Below are 19162 nucleotides of genomic sequence, written 5' to 3' on the forward strand. Positions count from 1 at the left end.
TTTTTTGAAAGGAATTCCCTTGCAACTGTAAGAAAAAAGCGCTATACTGATTAGAAAACGGGAAAGGGAAGGTATGGGGCGCAGATGGGGATTCGGGTGAAGGAACGGGAAACGAAAATTTTAGAGCTGCTTGCCAAAGAGAAAAAGCTGGAGGTGGCGGCCCTGGCCCAGGTGCTGGGGGTTTCCAGTGTGACGGTGCGCAAGGATTTGGACACGCTGGAAGAAAAGGGGGTGCTGCGGCGGGAGCATGGCTATGCCCTCTTAAAAAGCGAGGACGATCTCTCCAGCCGGCTGGCCTACCACTACGCCTGCAAGGGGCGGATTGCCAAACGGGCGGCAGCGCTGGTGGCGGACGGGGAGACGGTGATGATTGAAAGCGGAAGCTGCTGCGCCTTGCTGGCGGAGGAAATCTGCACGTCCCGCCGGGACGTGACCATTGTGACAAACAGCGCCTTTATCGCGGGCTTTGTGCGGCAGAAGCCCCATGCCCATGTGGTGCTGCTGGGGGGCGTATACCAGAACGACGCGCAGGTGATGGTTGGCCCCCTGGTGGCCCAGGGCGCCCAGGGCTTCTTTGTAAACAGGCTGTTTATCGGCACAGACGGCTATACCCCCCGGATGGGCTTTACCAACAGCGACCACCTCCGGGCGCAGGCTGTGCGGGACATGGCGGCACAAGCCGGGCATGTGGCGGTGCTGACGGAAAGCGAAAAGTTCACCCGCCACGGGGTGGTGCCCTTACAGCTTGGAGGGGCAGTGGATCTGCTGGTGACAGACGACGGCCTGCCTGAGGAATCCCGGCTGGCCCTGGGGCGGGAGGGAGTGGAAATCCTCACTGTGGCCCGGGAGGGAAGGCTATGACATACGGGAAGGTGGTGAAGGGGACGTTTTTAGCCCGGCCCAACCGCTTTATCGCCCTGGTGGAGACAGGCGGGCAGGTGGAAACCTGCCACGTGAAAAACACAGGGCGCTGCCGGGAGCTGCTGGTGCAGGGGGCTGCGGTGTATCTGGAGGAGAGCGGGAACTCTAAGCGGAAAACACGGTTTGACCTGATTGCCGTGGAAAAGGGGGAAAGGCTTATCAACATGGACAGCCAGGCCCCCAACAAGGCGGCGGCGGAATATCTGCCCACCCTTCTGCCCGGCTTAACCCTCCTGCGGCCGGAAACCGCCTTTGGCTCCTCCCGGTTCGATTTTTACGCCGAAGCGGCAGGGGAAAAATGGTTTGTGGAGGTGAAGGGAGTCACCCTGGAGGAGGACGGAGTGGTGCTGTTCCCAGACGCGCCTACGGAGCGGGGGGTGAAGCACCTGCACGAGCTGTGCGCCGCCTTGGAGGCGGGCTACCGGGCCATGGCGCTTTTCATTGTGCAGATGGCGGACGTGGCCTATTTTACGCCGAATGCCCGCACCCATCCGGCCTTTGCCCTGGCCCTCCGGGAGGCCCAGGCAAAGGGGGTAGCCCTCCACGCGGTGGACTGCCTGGTTACCCCCTCCTCCCTTACGGCCCGCCGCCCGGTGGAAATCCGCCTGCCATAAAAACGCCCCCTATGCCGGACCGCATAGGGGGCGCTTTTGGGGGATAAAGGACAGGAAGATTGTGAGGTATGTGTTCCGCCACTCCATGCTGCCCCAGATTACAGGCCTGGATCGGGTCTTTAACCCCCAGCTACGGGATTAAGCCCTGCCTGCGCCCCGGAGTGCAGCCTCTATAATATATTTCAAAGCGGGACGGCCTAAAAAGCCGCCCCGCTGTTTTTCCGCCCTGCTTATGGGGGGGCAGCTGCCAAAAAAACCACCAAAAAAAGCAGAATAAAATTGGATGGAGTGAAGCCGGATTTTTTACGGGAAGGCTACCATTTTACCCCAAAACGTGGTATACTATATGTATAAATAGCCTGGGTATTCACGAAATTATGAGAAAATGCAAGGAGTTATGAAAAGATTATGTGTATAGGAGGGTTGTGCAAATGTATGAAATCGGCGAATTGGTGCTGTATGGCAGCACTGGCGTGTGCAGGGTCAGTGAAATCAAAACCCAGGATTTTCCCAGCACAGGAGAGAGGCGGCTGTATTATGTGCTGAAGCCCCTGTACCAGTCCTGCGTTATCTCTGTGCCGGTAGATTCGGACAAGGTGTTTATCCGGCCCATTATCTCGAAAGACGAGGCAGAGCGGCTTATCAGCCTGATACCTGGGCGCAAGTGCGAGGCGTATCACAACCGGGCTACCCGGGAGCTGGCACAGCATTATGACACTATGCTGAAGTCCCACAAATGCGAGGATCTTATTGACCTGACCATGTCCATCTACGCGAAAAAGGAGAACATGCACCGGCAGAAGCGGCGCTTTGGCACTGTGGACGAACGCTTCCTCAAACAGGCGGAGGACTTGCTTTTCGGAGAGCTGGCCGCCGCCCTGGAGATCCCCCGCAGCGAGGTGCGGGGCTATATTACGGCCCGGGTGACGGATGCGGAAAAGGCGGGGTGATCCCTGCCGGCATGTCCGGGAAAAAATGAAACCAGGCGGCGTTTTGCGCAGCCTGGTTTTTTATGCCCGTTCTTCCTAGTTCTTTTCCAGTTCCAGCAGAAAGCGTTTGGCGGGAAGCCCACCGCCGTATCCGGTGAGGGATCCGTTTTTGCCGATAACCCGGTGGCAGGGGATGAAGATGGAAATGGGGTTGTGATGGTTGGCAGAGCCTACGGCCCGGACAGCCTTGGGAGAGCCTGCCAGCAGGGCTATGTCCTGGTAGGTGCGGGTTTCCCCGTAGGGGATTGTCAGGAGGGCCTGCCACACCTTTTCCTGAAAAGGCGTGCCCCGGGGCTTCAGCGGAAGGGCAAACTCCCTTCTCCCACAGGCAAAATATTCCTTCAGTTGGCGGCGGGCTTCTTTTAGCAGGGGCGTTTCCTCTTCTATGGCGCCGGGGAAGGATACGCGCCCAAAAAGCAGGTGGGTAACGGCGCCGTCCTCCGCCGCCAGGGTCAGCTCCCCTATGGGAGACTGGCAGCGGAGCACCTGCAGGCTCACGTCTTTTTCTCCTGCCTGGTATGCTTCTCCAGCCAGGACACCGCATAGGAGCAGGAGGCCCCCACCTTCCAGCCCTGGGCTTCAATGGCGGCAACAGCCTCTTCCATCAGCTTCCCCGCCACCCCCTGGCCCCGGAGGCTTTCGTGGACAAAGGTGTGGTCTATAACAGCCACGCCTTCTTTTTCCGGAAAGGTGATTTCTGCCAGCAGGGCGCCGTCTGGCCCGGCGGCATAGATCCGGTTTCGTTCATGGTGAAATTCCATAGCTTTCCCTCCTTGGGGGTGTTTCGGGAGTGTCCAAGGCGCATGTGCCGCCTCCGGCGGTTTAGGGGCTTTGCCCCTAAAGACCCCACCACCTTTGAAAAGGTGGACGAAACTTTTGTGTTTCACAAATGTTTTTAAATATTCGCTTTGGATACTTCCAGGTGTCGTTTCTTTATTAAGGCTCATGTGCCTTGTTCTTCCGCTAAAACCCCGGTGCAGAATTCCTCTTCTGCTGCTGTGAGCAGAACCGGCAGCACCTTCCCTGACAGGGGGCGGGAGGACTGCACCCGGACGGGGGTGTACTGGGGGGTGTGTCCTTCATAGATCTGCCCCCCTGTTTCCTGTTCAAAGAGCACAGGATAGATTTTGCCCAACTGGCCCTGGTAATATGCCTGCTGGCCTGCCCGGGCCGCCGCCGACATCCTTTTGCTCCGGGCTTCCTTTACCGGGGCGGGCACCTGATCCGGCGCGTTATAGGCTTTTGTGCCGGGCCTGCGGGAATAGGCGAACACATGGACACGGGCAAAGCCTATATCCTCTACAAACCGAAGGGATTCCTGAAACTCCTCCTCCGTCTCCCCGGCAAAGCCCACCATCACGTCTGTGGTGATGGCGCAGCCGGGAAAGGCTTCCCGCAAATCTTCCACAATCTTCCTATATTCCGCCGGGGTATAGTGGCGGTTCATCCGGCGCAGGGTTTCCCCGCAGCCGCTTTGCAGGGACAGGTGGAACTGGGGGCACAGCTTTTCCTGGGCGGCAAACCGCTTTATTACCGGGGGCGTAAGCTGTTCCGGCTCTAAAGAACCCAGCCGCACCCGGCAGATGCCCTCCACCCCGCAGACCGCCTCTACCGCGTCGCACAGGTGCAGGCCTATATCCTGCCCATAGGCAGGAAGGTTGATGCCGGTGAGCACGATTTCCTGATAGCCCCGGCCTGCCAGCAGCCGGGCCTCCTCCTGGATGTCGGAAAGGGGCTTGGAGCGCACCCGGCCCCTGGCATAGGGGATAATGCAGTAAGAGCAGAAGCGGTTGCAGCCGTCCTCAATTTTCAGGAAAGCCCTGGTGCGCCCCTGCAGCCCGGAAACTGACAGCTTCTCAAAGCCCTCTCCCGGGCTGTGGGCCTGGATGTCCACCACCCGCTGCTTGGTGGAAAGGTATTCCAGCACCCGGGGCAGCAGCGCCCGGCGGTTGGCTGTGCCCAGCACCACGTCCGCTTCCAGGAAGGCCTCCGCCTCCCCGGGGAAAGCCTGGGGCCAGCAGCCTGTAAGCACTGCCACAGCCCCGGGGTTCTGCTTTTTCGCCCGCCGCAGGGCCTGCCGGGCCTTCTGGTCGCTTTGGGCTGTAACGGTGCAGGAGTTTACCACCACCACATCGGCCTGCTCCTCCCTTTCCGCCGGCTGGAAGCCCCCCTGCTCCATGGACTCCAGCATGGCCTCGGACTCGTATTGGTTTACCTTGCAGCCCAGGGTTACGAATTTTACCTTCAAGAATTATTCCTCCGGCGGGAAGGGGGGCCAGCCCATTTTGCGCTGCCCAAGCAGGTGGAAATGGAGGTGCTGCACGCTCTGCATCCCGTCTTCCCCGCAGTTGTTGATGACCCGGAAGCCCTTTTCCAGGCCCAGCTCTCCTGAAAGCTTTGCTATCACCTCAAAGATATGGGCCACAACGCCGCTGTTTTCCGGGGTTATCTCCTGGGCCGAGGCGATGTGGGCCTTGGGGATGACCAGCACGTGTACTGGGGCCTGGGGTTCCAGATCGTGGAACGCGATAACGGTTTCGTCCTCATATACCTTGTTGGAGGGGATCTCCCCTGCCGCTATTTTACAGAAAATGCAGTCTTTCATACATTACCGTCCTTTCTGGTTGGGGCGCCGCCCCAAACCCCGCTTAGGGAAAATTTTGCAAAAATTTTCCCTAAGAACCTTTCAAAAACTTTTCCTGCACAGAAGGCATATAGTTGCAGTTTATCCAAGCTGCTTCTTTACAAGTTCCGGCACAGCCGCCAGGGCTTCGTCCAGCTTGGTCTGATCCTTGGCGCCTGCCATGGCGAAATCGGGCCTGCCGCCGCCGTTGCCGCCGGTGAGCATGGCAACCTCCTTCACAAGCTGCCCGGCCTTCAGGCCCTTTTCCTGGGCCGCCTTGTTGCAGGCCGCCGCCAGGGAGGCCTTGCCTCCGGCAATCCCCGCGAACACGGCTGCCAAAGGCTCTTCGTATTCCTTGGCCTTGTCGCACAAGGCCCGCAGGGCGTCTGGGGCTGTGCCGGAAAGCAGGGCGAACACTACCTTTATACCCGCCACCTCCTGGGCATTCTGGAACACGCCCTGGAGGTTTGCTTTGGCAACCTGCTGGTTCAATGCTTCAATCTGCTTATCCTTTTCCTTCATTTCCCCCATAAGCTGCTTGGCCCGGATGGGCAGCTCCGCCGGGTTGGGGGTTTTCAGGGCGCGGGCGGTTTCCAGCAGGGTGACGCTCTGGGCGGTGAGCATCCCCAGCACGCCGCTGCCGGTAACGGCCTCAATGCGCCGCACGCCGGACGCCACGGAGGACTCGGAGACAATTTTAAAAAGCCCCAGCTTGGCGGTGTTGTCCATGTGGGTGCCGCCGCAGAACTCCCGGGAGAAGCCGTCGGTGACAGAGGCCACCCGCACCACGTCCCCGTATTTCTCCCCGAACAGGGCCATAGCCCCGCTCTTCCTGGCTTCCTCAATAGGCATTTCTTTCACTTCCACAGGAACAGCCTTTAAAATCTCCTCGTTGACCAGGATTTCCACTGCCGCCAGCTCCTCGGGGGTCATGGCGGAGAAATGGGTGAAGTCGAAGCGAACCTCTTTTTCGTTGACAAGCTGCCCCGCCTGCTCTACATGGCCGCCCAGCACCTTGCGCAATGCGGCCTGCAAAAGATGGGCCGCGGTGTGGTTGCGCATAATGGCGGCCCGGCGCTTTTCGTCCACACGGGCTGTGACCTTATCCCCTGCCGCAAGTGCGCCCTGGGTTACAACAGCCCTGTGCAGGAACACCCCCTGGTGCCGGGTGGTGTCCACCACGTCCATGGAAAGGCCCTGGGCCACGATTTCGCCGCTGTCGCCCACCTGGCCGCCGCTTTCCCCATAGAAGGGGGTTTGGGAGAGCACTACGGACACTTCCGCCCCTTCCCCGGCGGACTCTACCCGCTGCCCGCCCTGGATGATGGCTATCACCTCTGCCTGGGTTTCCAGTTCGCTATACCCGGTGAACTCTGTGGCGGCAAGGCCTGCGGCGGCAGTGCCCTCGCCCTTCCAGGCGTCGGCCCCGGCATCCTTCCGGGCGCTGCGGGCACGCTCCTTCTGCTCCTTCATCAGCTCCCGGAAACGATCCTCGTCCACGTCCATGCCCCGTTCTGCCAGAATTTCCCGGGTCAGATCCAGGGGGAAGCCATAGGTGTCGTTTAAGGTGAAGGCGTGCTCCCCGGAGAACACCTTGGAGTCTGCCTTGTCGATAAAGGAATTGAGCAGGGCAAGGCCCTGGTCGATGGTTTTCAGGAAGCTTTCCTCCTCAAAGCCGATGATTTTCCGGATGGTTTCCCGCTTCTCCCGCAGCTCGGGATAGGCCTTTTCGTTTTCCTGTATAACAGTGTCAGCCAGCTCTGCCAAAAACAGGCCGTTTACCCCCAAAAGCTTCCCATGGCGGGCGGCCCGGCGGAGCAGGCGGCGCAGCACATAGCCCCGGCCCTCGTTGGAAGGCAGCACGCCGTCGCCTATCATAAACACAGTGGATCGGATGTGGTCGGTAATCACCCGCAGGGAGATGTCGGACTTGGCGCCCTGGCCATAGGCCACGCCGGAGATTTCGCTCATGCGCTTCATGATGTTCTGCACAGTGTCCACCAGGAAGAGGTTGTCTACCCCCTGCATGACGCAGGCCAGGCGCTCCAGGCCCATGCCGGTGTCGATGTTCTTCTGGGCAAGGTCTTCATAGTGGCCCTCGCCGTCGCTGTTAAACTGGGAGAACACCAGGTTCCAGATTTCCACGTACCGGTCGCATTCGCAGCCTACGCCGCAGTCAGGCTTGCCGCAGCCATGCTCTTCCCCACGGTCGAAATAAATTTCCGAGCAGGGGCCGCAGGGGCCGGAGCCATGCTCCCAGAAATTGTCCTCTTTGCCCATGCGCTTCATGTGGCTTTCCGGCACGCCGATTTCCTTTGTCCAGATGTCCCAGGCCTCATTGTCGGTTTCAAAGACGGTGACGTACAGCTTTTCCTCCGGCATCTCCAGCACCCGGGTGAAGAACTCCCAGGCCCAGGAGATGGCTTCCCGCTTGAAATAGTCGCCAAAGGAGAAGTTGCCCAGCATCTCGAAGAAGGTGCCATGGCGGTCTGTGATGCCCACGCTGTCGATGTCCGGGGTGCGGATGCACTTCTGGCAGGTGGTGACCCGGCGGCGGGGCGGCTCTGCCTCCCCGGTGAAATACTTCTTCATGGGCGCCATGCCCGCGCCGATGAGCAGGAGGCTGTTGTCCCCCTGGGGGATCAGCGAGAAGCTGGGAAGGCGCAAATGATCCTTTGACTGGAAGAAGGCGAGATATTTTTCCCGCAATTCGTTTAATCCTGTCCACTGCATGTGTAATCAGCCTTTCTATAAAGATTATTGGATTGACAGAAAACATAATACAAAGTAAAATAAAGATAAACTAAGAGAAAAGGAGGCCCTTGTATGCCTATAGAAAGAGAACTCATTATGTACCAAAAGGCCACTGTACTCGACCTGCTGGAAATCCTCAAACAGGATCCGGAAAAGACATATACTGTCGATGAGCTGGAAAAAATGATGTTTGCATATCTGAAGGGCCTGGAGCAGAAGTGAGCAAAGGGGCGGGGCAACCCGCCTTTTTTATTTTTCCTTCCGGAAATACTCTATGCCCATGATGGCAAGCCCCAGCAGGAGCAGCAGACCGCCCAGAACCACAGGCCACACCATATGGCACTCCAGCATGGAAGTGCCGAAGCGGCCCGGCGGGGTTGACCATTCGGTGACGTTTTGCACATTGGCCGCGGCGGCAAAGAAGCCCGCCAGGCACCAGAGGGAGCCGATGAGGGATAAAAAGCCGCCGATAAGCACCTTTTTCATTGCGAATCCCCCTCCCTGTGCCGCAGGTACTCCATAAATCCCCAGGCAAGGGTAAAGCACAAAGCCATGTGCAGCAAGGCCCAGGCTGTGCCCAGCAGCCCTAAAAGAAATTTTTTCATATACTTCCCTCCTAAATGTTGATGTGAAATACCCGGAAAGCTGTATCCCATTCCCCTGCCCCGCGGCGGGGGAATTCTTTCCTGCCCATTGTTTGCGCGGAGGCACAAATAAAACAAGCCTGCCTGTCCACATGGGACGGGCAAGCCCGCGGTACCACCCAAATTGCAGCCTGACCGCCCTCTTAAAAGCTGTGCATTCTGCCTCTTTGTCCCCGTTAACGCCGGGAAACGCCGGTGCTCCCCGCACCGGTGCGCCTGTGCCGCTGGCACAGAAAGGGCGGCCTGCCTTTTCCCTCCCGCGGCTTTTCACCAACCAGCCGCCTCTCTGCAATCGGGCAAAAGGCATCTTCCCTGCGCTTTTTCTGTATTTCTTTCCTATTATAGCCGCATCCCGCCCCGGTGTCAATGGTTTGGCACTCATTTTCACGCCCGTCACATAAAAAGCGAAGGATAGAGAGGAAGAAGGCAGGTGCAAAAGAGCAGAAAACATATGAGCCTTTATGGAAACTTTCTTGTGATGGCAGGCAAGGAAGTTTTTATGGACAGCCAGTGCGAATTTGTGTAAAACATTCATGGCGCGGTTGGCGTTTTCGCTCAGAAAGCGGCAATCATCTCCCGAAAAAGCCACATCCAAAAGCCAGTGCATGGACTTCATTTTCCAATGCTCCCCGGTAAGCCCATCCGTTGCCTTGCGGAGACATCCCGCGTTCTTCTCTACAGTCTGGGATCTGTCCGTTTCCTTTGCGCTGAATCCCCTTGCGGCAGGTTTCCCGCTGGCAGTGCATGGCATCGGCGGTGACTGTTTTCCTCTCGACATCCAGATAGGTGGGCATCTCTTGGAAAACGGGGATCTCGCTGGTTTTCTCATAAATGGCCTCTTGCGCCAGCACCACGCCGTTTTCTGTCACATATGCGCTGAGAATCTGCAGCAGGCTGTGGGGGTTCCCCTGATTTTGCTGTACCGCGAATGGACTTTCCATCCGCGGCGATCACTTTCCCCGCAGTGCCGAACCGCATACGGAGAATATCCAAAACAGCACCGCCTATTTCCTTGCCATTGACAGCGAACAGGCCACGCCCTCGCTGTCACAGGCGCAGCGAATGAAAAAGCTCTCTCAATCCGGCGAGCTAAACGACGATACCATGCTGGAGATTATGATGGAGCAGAAAAAGCCGGAAAACGACGGCATCAGCATTTCCGGCTAGGTACTGCGTAAATACTTTCCGTGTTCCTACTCACCCCTGCGGATGCAGGAAACCATCATCAAGCTGCTGGAGGGCTGGGCGAAACGCCGCCAGCGGGATCAGTCAAGATAACCGCATACCCCTATTCAGCCGGTCAAGGTCTGCCTTGCCGGTATTTTTTATACCTAACAGGAGGTCATTCATGTATATCTGCACTTTCAAATATACGCCGGAGCAGGTTGACCACTGTAGTCTTTCCACTGTCGGTTGCCCCCACAAGAGCAACCTTTTTCCCGGGAGGCACCTGCAAGGTAAAGTCGCGAAGCACCGGGTGCCCTGGAGCGTAGGCAAAGTCCACATGGGAAAACTCCACCGCCGCACGGTGGGGTTCCAGAGGCTCCCCGGACATATCCTCCTCTTGTTCGTCCAGGACGGTAAACAAACGCTCTGACCAGCATAAGGATGCCGTGAAGCAGCTGTGTGGTATAAGTGATGGCCGCCATAATGACCCCAGGGGTCGCGCCGCCGCTGGTTACCTGCCGGGAACTGGAAAGGCAGATGACGGCTGTCGTCAGGTACATCAGGGCGTTTATGGCCGGATTCATAAAGGCAAAAATTACCAGTACCTTCAGCTGTGTCTTGATGAGTTCATCATTTGCCCTGCCGAACCGAGCCTTCTCATAAACCTCCCGGACACAGGCTTTGATAATCCGTATGCCGGAGACGTCCTCCTGCATGATAGCGTTGATCCAGTCCAGCTGGGCCTGGAGCCTTGGGAAAAGAGGGTTGGCTTTCCAAAGGCAGAACGCCAAAACCCCTACGGCGATTTGGTGGTTATGAGCATTGAAACCTATGAGGAAATGCTGGAAACCGCTGCTGTTGACGCAGCCATCTCAGAGGCGGAGGCCGAGTTTGCCCATGACGGCAAGCTCCATGACGCCAGAGAAGCCCTTTCTTCTCTGAGAAGGAAGCATTTTGGCTGATTCTTATACGGTAAAGCTGATGAGCCGCGCTCTGCGCGATCTTGATGGTATCTACAAGTATATTGCAGAAACTCTGTTGCAGCCAGGTACGGCCTTAAAGCTGGTGGAGGAAATTGAGCGGGAAATCCTGTCTCTGGAACACTTCCCGAACCGCTGTCCCATCCGCAGGACCGGCGTGTATGCCAACAAAGGCTACCGTCATCTATTTGTCAAAAATTACACCGCTGTCTTTCGTGTGGACGAGGCGGAAAAGACCGTTATCGTTGTGACGGTGCGCTATTCCCCAAGCCAATTCTAAACCCATTTCACAGAGAAAAGCAGTCCTTCGGGGCTGCTTTTCTCTGCCTAAAAGACAGGAGGAATGATATTAGACCTCTTGCGAAATTAGGCAAAGCGGTCAAAATTGCCGATACCAGCAATCAAAGAAAAGCGAAGCGTGAAACGATGCCTGTGGTTGCGATAGCGTTCAGAGAGAATACGAAACCTTTTGACAAAGCGGATAGCGTGTTCAACCAAGATACGTTCCCTTGAAATCTTGCGGTTATCTTTGCGTTCTTGTTTAGACAACGGATGATTCTTGGAACGCTTTTTCGGCAGAAGAGAATTGGCATGTATCTGAGCAATCCCCTGGTATCCGGTATCTGCCTCCAACACAGTTTCTGCCTTGACATGGACATGAGAATCCTTGAATAGTTGAAAATCATGCTTCTTTCCGTTAGAAAATGCCAGTGCAAGGATTTCTCCGGTTTGAAGGCTGACAAGCAGCTGTGTTTTCAGTGTGTGCCGCTTTTTCTTTCCGGAATAGTATCGCTTTTGCTTTTTTTTGGTCGTTCAATGGGCGATTCCGTTGCGTCAACTAGAATCACCTCATACTCGGCATCACTTTTCAGCGGCGCTTTCCGTCCTGGCAGCGAAAATGTACCGTCCCGGATCAGCGTGTCTTCCACCCACTTGATCCCTCGGTAGATATTACTTTCCGCTATCCCATAACTGGCTGCTATATGAGCATAGGTACGGTATTCCCGCAGATATTCCAGGGTGGCCAGCAGCAGATCCTCTATGCTCAGCTTTGGCGTCCTCCCACGGCGCCGATGCTTTTCCGCATATCCTTTTTGCAGAATTTCTACCATCTTGTCAAATGTTACTCGCTTTACCCCGGTAATTCTCCAAAATTTTGTGTTTGAATATTCCGCTAGCTTTTCGTATTTCATGCTTCTATTTTATCGCACCATTTTTATTTTCGCAAGAGGTGTAATGACGGACTACGCAGAGACCGGCCCGGTCCACCGGACGACCTACAGCCATTTTCTGTCAAAGGGGAAGTGGGATGATGCCCGGCTGGAAGAAACGCAAAAACGCGAGAGCTTCCAGACGGTCACAGAGCTTGCGCAGACAAACAGGACGCCGGTGTTTGTCTGCATTGACGACACTGTCCTGCCCAAAACGAAGCCGTCCTCCAAGGCGAAACGGCCAACGCAGGGTGCCGGATGGCACTATTCCCATCTGGAGGGGAAAGTGATCTACGGCCACCAGATCCACGCGGCAATGGCGGGGACGGGGGAGACCTCCCTGTGCTACTCCCTGAGGCGGTGCTGCCCGGAGCGCGGTACAAAAATCGACATGACCCTGGAAGTCATCCGCTCCCTTCCGGAGGAGCCGGATGCCTACGTCCTCGTGGACAGCTGGTATACCAGCCACGCCGTTCTTGATGCCTGCCGGGAGAAGGGCTGCCATCTGAATCGGCGCAATGAAAACCAACCGTATCCTGTACCCGGAGGGAAAGCGTATCTCCGCCTCCGACCTGGCTTCCTCTCTCGACATCGGCTGTTTTCACCCTGTAACGGTGAAAGGCCGTACCTATATGGTGTATCACTACGAGGGGACCCTGAACAAAATTGATCATGCTGTGGTGCTGTTTTCCTATCCGGCGGGGGCTTTTGGCAAGAAAAAGGCCCTCCGGGTATTCCTGTGCTCCGATACCTCCCTCTCCGATGAAACAATTCTGGATTATTATGCTCACCGTTGGTCTATTGCGGTATTCTTCCGCTCTCACAAACGCTATATGGGGTTGAACGCTTTCATGGTCAGGGCTGCCAAAGCGATTGATCGGCTGTTGCTCGTCCTCGCTCTGGCTCATTTCTTATTTTCCTCTGGCCTTGGTCGTATTTTGCCCTTTTGCTGTGGCCTTCGTCTTTGTAGGTCCTCTCTCGGTGCTTTTTGAATTTGCTCATTTATAGATACCAAATAAGGTGCCCGAAATGCAACAACAAAACAGACATTTATCGCTACGGAAAAGACGCCCACGGACATCAAAAGTACCAGTGCAAGAAATGCCGGCATCAGTGGGCGCCGGAAGCGAGGCGGGAGATCGGGCGGCCCAGAACGAAAAATTACCCCTCATGTCCGGTCTGCGGCAAAGCTGCTTTCCTGCACCACGATAAGGAGTATTACAGCAACTACCGCTGCTGTGACAAAAAGTGCAGCCACTCTTTCTTCGTGCCAAAGCCTACGGCCATCTCGGCCCCATCCATGTCCAAGCTGTTTGGAAAAACAGACTTCAAGCGGATGCGCTATCCTGTCCATGTAATCCTCACGGCTCTGAGCATGTTCTACTTGGGCAAGAATTCATTCCGCAATATTGCCCTTATCCTGCGTACTGTGATGAATGTCCAGGTCTCCCACACCACCATCAGCAATTGGTGCACCAAGTTCGCGCCCATGTTCCAGAATATCGCCTTGCAGCTCATTCCAGCCCTGAATTTCAACTCGGATGAGTGGCACGCCGATGAAACTGTCATCAAAATTCGTGGCGAGAAATATTACCTCTGGCTCATCCTGGACAGCGAGACACGCTTTGTCCTGGGCTTCCACCTGGACCGCCATCGGGACAGCCCTCAGGCTTTTACTGTGCTGAACGCTGCCAAGCCTTTAGGAACGCCACAGGCCATTGTCAGCGACCGCTACCCGGCCTACAGGATGCCCGTCAAGACCCTGTATGGGGTGCGGCACATCCGCGTGGAAAGCTTCCGCGATGATGTCACCAACAACCTCATCGAGTGCTTTAACAAGCAGTTCAAGGCTTGGTACAAGACCAAGCAGGGTTTTTCTTCTTTTGCTTGCGCCAACAACCTCATTTCCATGTTCATCTTTTTCTACAACTTTGTCCGTCCTCATTCCGCATTGAACAACCTTACACCGGCTCAGTGCGCCGGCCTTGTGCTTTCAAAATCGCGTAAACGTGAGCTTTTCCTCGTTGCGTAGAGTTTTTCGCTGATTTTCGGGTCTTTTCTTTTCATTTTTGCTTTACAGTGCCCTCGAAGTGTTGAGCTTTGCTTTATAAAGAGATTTTCCCGTCAGCATTGTGAAATAAAGCAGCATAGCAACCAGGATGATGATACAAAAATCTCGTTGCGATGAATATGTGGTGAAGTTAAATCCTTTTGTGCAAAGCTGCGCTGCCATATAGGAAATTGGGAACGGTATAGCCCTATCAACCCAAACAACGATTGCTTGCTTATTTCTTAATAGCACTCGTAGAATTGCAAGGACAACAAGGGCGAGAAAAGCTAATAGGAAATACGGCATCAGGATCAGTCTTGGCAGAGTTACGCCGTTTTCTTCGGTGTTTTGATTTGACCCATAGATCAGTACGTCCTCGGAGCCATCGTTTTGAGCATAGAAAATCTGAATTTCAGTTTCACGGTCAAAGGGTATCACCATGTTTTGTTTTCCACGATTAGACAAATGTAAGTCCCAAGTGGTAGTCCAAGCATTTATGCGATAAATTGCCGTTTCTGTTTCATTGTCAAACACTTCATTGCAGCTATACCCTGCTACCTTGCTATCAAAGGTGATGATAACGCTCCCATCAGGGACATCAATCACATTGAGCAGGTTATCGGAATAGGGAAAAAATTTAGGTGATGTCAAAATCCCGAAAACAATCGTCACGATGGCACAGGCCAAGATCGCCGTGAAACAAATAGTCTGCAAGCGTTTGATAAATAAGTCCCGCTTTACTCTTTTCAGCGGTACAATATCAGTATCAGGGGCAGCATCAGGGATGAAATTCGTAGCTTTCTGCATACGCTCAAACTCCGCATGGCATTCCGCACAATGCTCAAGATGTTCGCTTACAAATTCGCGTGTATCCGCACTTACCATATCTTCTACATAAAGTGGAAGTATGTCTTTAATCAAATTGCATTTATCACTCATTATTGGCCTCCATTTGTTCCAATATTTTGTTTCTTGCCCGGTGATAAGTGACACAGGCCCAGTTATCTGATTTTTTAAAAATTTTTGCGATTTGTTTGAAACTCAATTCTCCAAAAACCCGAAGCATAAAAACTTCCTTATATGGTTCGGCTAAATTGTGCAGCAGCAGATGTATTCGCATAGCGTCACTTCGGTTTATTATCTGTTCCTCAATGAAAAAAGCTTTATATCTCTCTTTGTCCGGCAATTAAATCAGTGATTCCTTAGAGAAAGCATTGCAAAAGCTTAGGGGCTGTGATATAATTGGTTTACAGAATTTTTTTGGGGGGGAAGGACTTGATACTCATGAAAAAAAGAATAGCTGCTGTACTTTTGCTGGCTATGTTTTGCACAATCTTGGCGGGCTGTTCGGCTGAGCCGGAACAGAGCAGCGCCCAGCCTGCCGCTGGAGGATGGGAGCCTTTAGTCTCCTCCTCCGCAGAGCCGGCTTCCTGTGCCTCCTCTACACCGGAGCCGGCGGTACAGCCCACCCCAACGCCCTCTGCAAAGGGAGAGGAGACTCCCTCTGCCGCAGACGGCCCCAGCACCCCTGCCAGCCAGCCGGAGGATGCCCAGCCTGCTCCCAGCGCGGCGGAGGCTGTTAATTTCGGCGTAACCTTGTATATTGGTACAAAGGCTGGAGGTTTCCAGGAATATCCTTGTACGCTGGAGGGAGAGGTAACCCCGGAAGGGCTGATACAGGGGATTGCCGATCTCACAGGCTGGGACCTGACCCTGGCAGAGCCTGTGGCGACTGGTAAGGGCGGCATGAGCGTGTGCCTGGCGGAAAGCTCGGCCCTGTTCCAAGGTCCTCCTGAAAACCAGAAGGACGAATTCCACATGTATGGCACTGACCAGATGGCAGAAACGGTGCTGGACAGCATCCAAAAGACCCTGCAGGAAAACTTTACCGGTGCAGGGGGCAACCCGGATAATATAGATATTTATTTCTATATGGAGGGGGAACAGCCCCTGTCCCTGCCGAATATCGGCTTCTCCTGGCCTTTGGATCAGCCATACCAGTGGAGTGCCGCACAGCAGAACTGATAAAAAGCACAAGAGGGAGACGGGCTGTAGTATGCGGCCCTTATGACGAAAGGAGTTTTCCTATGCCTATCCGTATTATTACCGATTCCGCCTCCGACATGGTTTCCCCTCAGCGGCAGGAAGTCAGGGTATTGCCTATGACTATCAGCTTTGAGGGCAGGCAGTATCAGGACGGGATAGATTTAGAACCTGTATCCACAACCTGTAACCACCGTCTAAGCGGTCTTTTTGTAGTGCAGAGTGACTGTTTTTGTAAAAAGGCCTTGATTTTTTTTCATGTGTCAGGTATAATAAGAGTTGTTTGATGACAGTAATATAGTGTTTCTGTTTCGCTATTACTTTAGCGTAGGCCTTTGGTTTTATGAGACTTTTGGCAGCTTAATATGTATACGGTTTTTAATGTCTTTTCAGGATGTCTTCTGGTTTCTCAGGTAGAACATCAGGGATTTGGACTTAAATAGATGCCGGTGTGATGGAATTGGCAGACGTGACGGACTCAAAATCTACAACGCCGTTTCATACCACTTTGGCGTAAACCCTTGATTTTACGGGGGTTTTTGAAAACTGAATATGTAACTTGCTTTTAATGTCCCTCCACGATGTCCCTCCGATTTCTCGGACAGGACATCGGGAGACGACTTAAAATATTAAATGCCGGCGTGTTGGAATTGGCAGACGAGGTGGACTCAAAATCCATTGCCAGCGATGGCGTGCGGGTTCAAGTCCCGCCGCCGGCACCAGATAATGATAATCCGAACCCAGTTCCAATCGGGGACGGTTTTGGATTTTTAGTATATCTTAAGTGTTAAAACAAAAGCGGCGGTATCGTGTGCGATACCGCCGCTTTTGTTACTCAAAAAAAGAGTGGATTTTTATGAGAAGTTCCGCTATAATACAAGATATAGGCAGGAGGTAATGTATGAGTACTATAATTGGTGAAGTATCAATACCTGCTGACGATCAGGGATTTGTTTTAATGCAATGTCCCCTATGCGGGGAATTTTTTAAAATAAAACCAGAGGATTATCATGCAGAAGATGTTATTGAAATATGGTGTCCAAGTTGTGGTTTAAAAGCGGAAAATTATTTTACTGATGACGTGATAGAGCTTGCGTTAAAAAAGACAAAGAATTACGCAAATGATCTAATATATAACGAGATGAAAAAGTGGGAGAAGAAATTCAAAGGTTCATTTATCTCGTTCAAGGCAGGTAAAAAGCCGCAGCATGAAGAAGAATATCCTATTAAGTATGGAATAGAAGCTTTAGAAGTTGAGGAATATCCTTGCTGCAAGCGGGAAGCAAAAATCAAACCAATTTATAAAATGTGCGGGAGTTATTGCCCGTTTTGTGGGGTAAGGTATGAAGAACATTGATAAAAAACAGTTGAAAATAATTTCCATGGAATTTAGAACAATTGCTAACCGTTTGATTACATGCAATCATCAGACTGGAATGGCTTTATTGAAGAAATTTATGGCTTATATTGACGAAAACGAAATTATATCAGAGTACATAAAGCAATATGTTAATCCAGACGATTTTGAACCGGTTGAAAGAGGGACTTGCTTCTCCTCAATGGGCGATACAAAACAAGAGGAAATCTCTTATACATATCAGTATTTGAAATATGCTGTAGAGAATTATCACAACTTTTATCATGATATGGCTTTTCGTTATGCAAGGGAAGCGAATGATGCTGTAAAAGAATTTTGTAATCGAATAGTACTTCCTTTTGTCAACTATATTGAAGGGTATCTTACGGAAATAGGCATTCAGATGGGATATGATGAGGATAAAAAATTTATGATTAATGTAAATGGTGGCGTGGCACAAGCAAATGTAGCAAATGATAACGCAACAGTTCATGCAACTCAAAGCAATGGCATTGATGTTTCTCAATTAGAAAACATTATCTCTGATATTATGAAACACATCTGAGTGGCTACTTGAATATAGATTTCATCTTGAGAAATATTGCGTGCTTCCAATTTCTCATACATTAACTTTATTTCAGATGCGACCAGATCGAAATTTCCGACTCTGGAAAACGCGTCTTCGATAAACCGATAATATGTAAGCACCTTTTCCTGAAGAGAATGCTTGAGGATGGCATTTTCGGGGAGTACTTTTTGGTCAATACGCAACGCCCCCATCTCCAGCTTTTGGAGACTGGTTGTACTTTTGAGACCAGCTAACATTGCAACAATTTCGTTGATTTCATCTTCCAAATCCATTCCGGCTATTTCCTGCCGAAAGGAATAGCTATGGGAGACATCTTCCTTCAAATCAAATAACCGGACATATTCATCGAGTTCCTGATCGGCTTCGTACGCTTCAGCACAATCGTTGCACAAAGCTATCTTATTGTCGTTGGAATCAAGTCGCTTAGCGGGAGTCCGAGCAGCACAGAACTCGTCGTCAGTATCATCATCCAAGCCTTCAGGGAAAATTCGAACAATACTATATTTCTTTACAGACACGCCCTTGATTGTCTTAACTAAGGGAGAATGGCACAGCGGACACTCGTTATCAACTTCTGATAGGAGAGGTAAATCAGAGTAGTCAACTGGCGCTTCGAGTTTTTTGTTTGGCCTGCTCACTGCATATAGAAGACACATGGCCAGAAACTCACCCATATTCCCACAGTTATACAAATTCAGAAGGGATTGGTACTTACTGTCCGGCACAGTCTTGTCCCGTTGTAAAAGATTAAGGATTTGCAAACAAGCATCATCAATAGTGTGCGGATTGAGTTTGGGTACAACTACATTATTGAAATAATGAATTGCCGTAGCTATCACAGTCGGGTTAGCTGCGGCATTTTTTATTGCTTCGTGTACCTCTGCCTTTCGTTTAACCAGGTTTGTGACCATTTTCCCATCTACATCAACAAGTGCGAGATTATGCTGTGCAACGGAATTCAACAGTAAGCGACCAGCCGCTTCCTGCTTATTATCTTCTGCCAGCCCAGCCTGCATGGTCTTAATCAGCGCAGAGACGTTATATTCATTCACTTAGCAAACCTCCTCTCGCATTTGGGGGAAAACGGTTGCAATTTTATGGCAAAGTGGCGGCAATTACTTTTACCCAGCTATCCAGTAAAATTTGATTGTACGAGGCAATGCCAGCAGTATTGCTGACATGACTTATACATTATATCATGTATTTTCGCAAGAGTCAAT

The 19162-nt window shown here is 52.7% G+C and carries 25 protein-coding genes, 1 tRNA gene and 3 pseudogenes; 15 read left to right on the forward strand and 14 right to left on the reverse strand.

What is annotated here, in order from left to right:
• Positions 1–84: 84 nt before the first annotated feature.
• The 3 genes from VSQ30_RS13325 (at position 85) to VSQ30_RS13335 (ending at position 2485) form a co-directional block, all read left to right on the forward strand.
• Complete coding sequence (locus tag VSQ30_RS13325; protein WP_334464556.1) at positions 85–861, forward strand: DeoR/GlpR family DNA-binding transcription regulator; 777 nt, start codon at positions 85–87, stop codon at positions 859–861.
• Positions 858–1535 (forward strand): DNA/RNA nuclease SfsA, encoded by a 678-nt coding sequence (gene sfsA / locus VSQ30_RS13330; RefSeq protein WP_334464558.1) that lies wholly within the window; start codon positions 858–860, stop codon positions 1533–1535. The genes VSQ30_RS13325 and sfsA overlap by 4 nt, the downstream gene beginning before the upstream one ends.
• A gap of 431 nt (positions 1536–1966) precedes the next feature.
• Positions 1967–2485: a CarD family transcriptional regulator gene (locus VSQ30_RS13335; protein WP_160641876.1), complete on the forward strand. Its 519-nt coding sequence runs from the start codon at positions 1967–1969 to the stop codon at positions 2483–2485.
• Between the two features lie 75 nt (positions 2486–2560).
• Here the strand turns inward: VSQ30_RS13335 and VSQ30_RS13340 are convergent, their stop codons facing one another.
• The 5 genes from VSQ30_RS13340 to alaS form a co-directional block, all read right to left on the reverse strand.
• Complete coding sequence (locus VSQ30_RS13340; protein WP_334464560.1) at positions 2561–3022, reverse strand: methylated-DNA--[protein]-cysteine S-methyltransferase; 462 nt, start codon at positions 3020–3022, stop codon at positions 2561–2563.
• Positions 3019–3285, reverse strand: coding sequence for a GNAT family N-acetyltransferase (locus VSQ30_RS13345; protein ID WP_334464562.1), 267 nt, complete (start codon positions 3283–3285; stop codon positions 3019–3021). The genes VSQ30_RS13340 and VSQ30_RS13345 overlap by 4 nt, the downstream gene beginning before the upstream one ends.
• A gap of 182 nt (positions 3286–3467) precedes the next feature.
• On the reverse strand, positions 3468–4772 hold the full coding sequence (gene mtaB, locus VSQ30_RS13350; RefSeq protein ID WP_334464564.1) for a tRNA (N(6)-L-threonylcarbamoyladenosine(37)-C(2))-methylthiotransferase MtaB: 1305 nt from the start codon (positions 4770–4772) through the stop codon (positions 3468–3470).
• Between the two features lie 3 nt (positions 4773–4775).
• A complete protein-coding gene (locus tag VSQ30_RS13355; protein WP_334464565.1) occupies positions 4776–5129 on the reverse strand; it encodes a histidine triad nucleotide-binding protein in 354 nt (117 codons plus the stop codon).
• A 120-nt stretch (positions 5130–5249) separates the two neighbouring features.
• Entirely contained in the window at positions 5250–7880 is a 2631-nt protein-coding gene (alaS, locus tag VSQ30_RS13360) for an alanine--tRNA ligase (RefSeq protein WP_334464567.1), read from the reverse strand.
• 93 nt (positions 7881–7973) lie between these two features.
• Here alaS and VSQ30_RS13365 point away from each other — a divergent pair, with 93 nt between their 5' ends.
• The gene (locus tag VSQ30_RS13365) at positions 7974–8123 is read left to right on the forward strand and encodes a hypothetical protein (protein ID WP_160641870.1); all 150 of its coding nucleotides are present in this window, start codon (positions 7974–7976) and stop codon (positions 8121–8123) included.
• A gap of 27 nt (positions 8124–8150) precedes the next feature.
• On the opposite strand, the gene VSQ30_RS13370 is transcribed toward VSQ30_RS13365, so the two are convergent.
• The 3 genes from VSQ30_RS13370 to VSQ30_RS13380 form a co-directional block, all read right to left on the reverse strand.
• Positions 8151–8387, reverse strand: coding sequence for a hypothetical protein (locus VSQ30_RS13370; protein ID WP_160641869.1), 237 nt, complete (start codon positions 8385–8387; stop codon positions 8151–8153).
• Complete coding sequence (locus VSQ30_RS13375; protein ID WP_334464569.1) at positions 8384–8506, reverse strand: hypothetical protein; 123 nt, start codon at positions 8504–8506, stop codon at positions 8384–8386. The genes VSQ30_RS13370 and VSQ30_RS13375 overlap by 4 nt, the downstream gene beginning before the upstream one ends.
• A 608-nt stretch (positions 8507–9114) precedes the next feature.
• Positions 9115–9486: a hypothetical protein gene (locus VSQ30_RS13380; protein WP_334464571.1), complete on the reverse strand. Its 372-nt coding sequence runs from the start codon at positions 9484–9486 to the stop codon at positions 9115–9117.
• Between the two features lie 73 nt (positions 9487–9559).
• Between VSQ30_RS13380 and VSQ30_RS13385 the strand changes: the two are divergent.
• Positions 9560–9823: pseudogene (locus VSQ30_RS13385) on the forward strand (ParB/RepB/Spo0J family partition protein); the annotation flags it as partial.
• A 64-nt stretch (positions 9824–9887) separates the two neighbouring features.
• Here VSQ30_RS13385 and VSQ30_RS13390 read toward each other — a convergent pair.
• Positions 9888–10133 carry a hypothetical protein gene (locus VSQ30_RS13390; protein WP_334464573.1) on the reverse strand — a complete coding sequence of 82 codons (246 nt, stop codon included), beginning with the start codon at positions 10131–10133 and terminating at the stop codon, positions 9888–9890.
• Between the two features lie 88 nt (positions 10134–10221).
• Positions 10222–10428: pseudogene (locus VSQ30_RS20645) on the reverse strand (ABC transporter transmembrane domain-containing protein); the annotation flags it as partial.
• Positions 10429–10527: 99 nt separating this feature from the next.
• Here VSQ30_RS20645 and VSQ30_RS20650 point away from each other — a divergent pair.
• Together VSQ30_RS20650 and VSQ30_RS13400 are read left to right on the forward strand one after the other, a co-directional pair.
• Entirely contained in the window at positions 10528–10674 is a 147-nt protein-coding gene (locus VSQ30_RS20650) for a hypothetical protein (RefSeq protein WP_350339947.1), read from the forward strand.
• Positions 10667–10972 (forward strand): type II toxin-antitoxin system RelE/ParE family toxin, encoded by a 306-nt coding sequence (locus VSQ30_RS13400; protein WP_334464576.1) that lies wholly within the window; start codon positions 10667–10669, stop codon positions 10970–10972. The genes VSQ30_RS20650 and VSQ30_RS13400 overlap by 8 nt, the downstream gene beginning before the upstream one ends.
• 86 nt (positions 10973–11058) lie before the next feature.
• On the opposite strand, the gene VSQ30_RS13405 is transcribed toward VSQ30_RS13400, so the two are convergent.
• Positions 11059–11885, reverse strand: a protein-coding gene (locus VSQ30_RS13405) for an IS5 family transposase (protein WP_334464578.1) whose coding sequence is annotated in 2 segments (ribosomal slippage) — positions 11059–11498 and positions 11498–11885 — 828 coding nt in all. Because the reading frame shifts where the segments join, the coding sequence is not laid out codon by codon here.
• 43 nt (positions 11886–11928) lie between these two features.
• On the opposite strand from VSQ30_RS13405, the gene VSQ30_RS13410 reads away from it, so the two are divergent.
• From VSQ30_RS13410 to VSQ30_RS13420, 3 genes are read left to right on the forward strand one after another with little or no spacing between them, the layout of a single operon-like run.
• Positions 11929–12573 (forward strand): transposase, encoded by a 645-nt coding sequence (locus VSQ30_RS13410; protein WP_334464580.1) that lies wholly within the window; start codon positions 11929–11931, stop codon positions 12571–12573.
• A complete protein-coding gene (locus VSQ30_RS13415; protein WP_334464582.1) occupies positions 12536–12895 on the forward strand; it encodes a hypothetical protein in 360 nt (119 codons plus the stop codon). The genes VSQ30_RS13410 and VSQ30_RS13415 overlap by 38 nt, the downstream gene beginning before the upstream one ends.
• Positions 12896–12903: 8 nt before the next feature.
• Positions 12904–13935, forward strand: coding sequence for an IS6 family transposase (locus VSQ30_RS13420; RefSeq protein WP_334464885.1), 1032 nt, complete (start codon positions 12904–12906; stop codon positions 13933–13935).
• A gap of 42 nt (positions 13936–13977) precedes the next feature.
• Here VSQ30_RS13420 and VSQ30_RS13425 read toward each other — a convergent pair whose 3' ends face one another.
• Positions 13978–14892 (reverse strand): anti-sigma factor family protein, encoded by a 915-nt coding sequence (locus VSQ30_RS13425; protein ID WP_334464584.1) that lies wholly within the window; start codon positions 14890–14892, stop codon positions 13978–13980.
• Positions 14885–15076 (reverse strand): annotated as a pseudogene (locus VSQ30_RS13430) (sigma factor-like helix-turn-helix DNA-binding protein); the annotation flags it as partial. The pseudogene VSQ30_RS13430 and the gene VSQ30_RS13425, both read right to left, overlap by 8 nt.
• Positions 15077–15237: 161 nt before the next feature.
• Here VSQ30_RS13430 and VSQ30_RS13435 point away from each other — a divergent pair.
• The 5 genes from VSQ30_RS13435 to VSQ30_RS13450 all read left to right on the forward strand — a co-directional run bounded on the left by VSQ30_RS13435 (position 15238) and on the right by VSQ30_RS13450 (position 17918).
• Positions 15238–15978 (forward strand): hypothetical protein, encoded by a 741-nt coding sequence (locus VSQ30_RS13435; protein WP_334464585.1) that lies wholly within the window; start codon positions 15238–15240, stop codon positions 15976–15978.
• Between the two features lie 62 nt (positions 15979–16040).
• Positions 16041–16283 carry a DegV family protein gene (locus VSQ30_RS20655; protein WP_350339948.1) on the forward strand — a complete coding sequence of 81 codons (243 nt, stop codon included), beginning with the start codon at positions 16041–16043 and terminating at the stop codon, positions 16281–16283.
• A gap of 348 nt (positions 16284–16631) precedes the next feature.
• Positions 16632–16718: transfer RNA gene (locus VSQ30_RS13440), tRNA-Leu, on the forward strand.
• Between the two features lie 179 nt (positions 16719–16897).
• Positions 16898–17353: a hypothetical protein gene (locus VSQ30_RS13445; protein WP_002583793.1), complete on the forward strand. Its 456-nt coding sequence runs from the start codon at positions 16898–16900 to the stop codon at positions 17351–17353.
• Positions 17340–17918, forward strand: a complete 579-nt coding sequence (locus VSQ30_RS13450) for a hypothetical protein (RefSeq protein ID WP_334464587.1) — start codon at positions 17340–17342, stop codon at positions 17916–17918. Before VSQ30_RS13445 ends, VSQ30_RS13450 begins: the two co-directional genes overlap by 14 nt.
• Here VSQ30_RS13450 and VSQ30_RS13455 read toward each other — a convergent pair.
• A complete protein-coding gene (locus VSQ30_RS13455) occupies positions 17876–18994 on the reverse strand; it encodes an ABC-three component system protein (protein ID WP_334464588.1) in 1119 nt (372 codons plus the stop codon). The genes VSQ30_RS13450 and VSQ30_RS13455 overlap by 43 nt on opposite strands.
• Positions 18995–19162: the final 168 nt, after the last annotated feature.

The organism is Acutalibacter sp. JLR.KK004 (genome assembly GCF_036941085.1).
GTDB lineage: Bacteria > Bacillota > Clostridia > Oscillospirales > Acutalibacteraceae > Acutalibacter.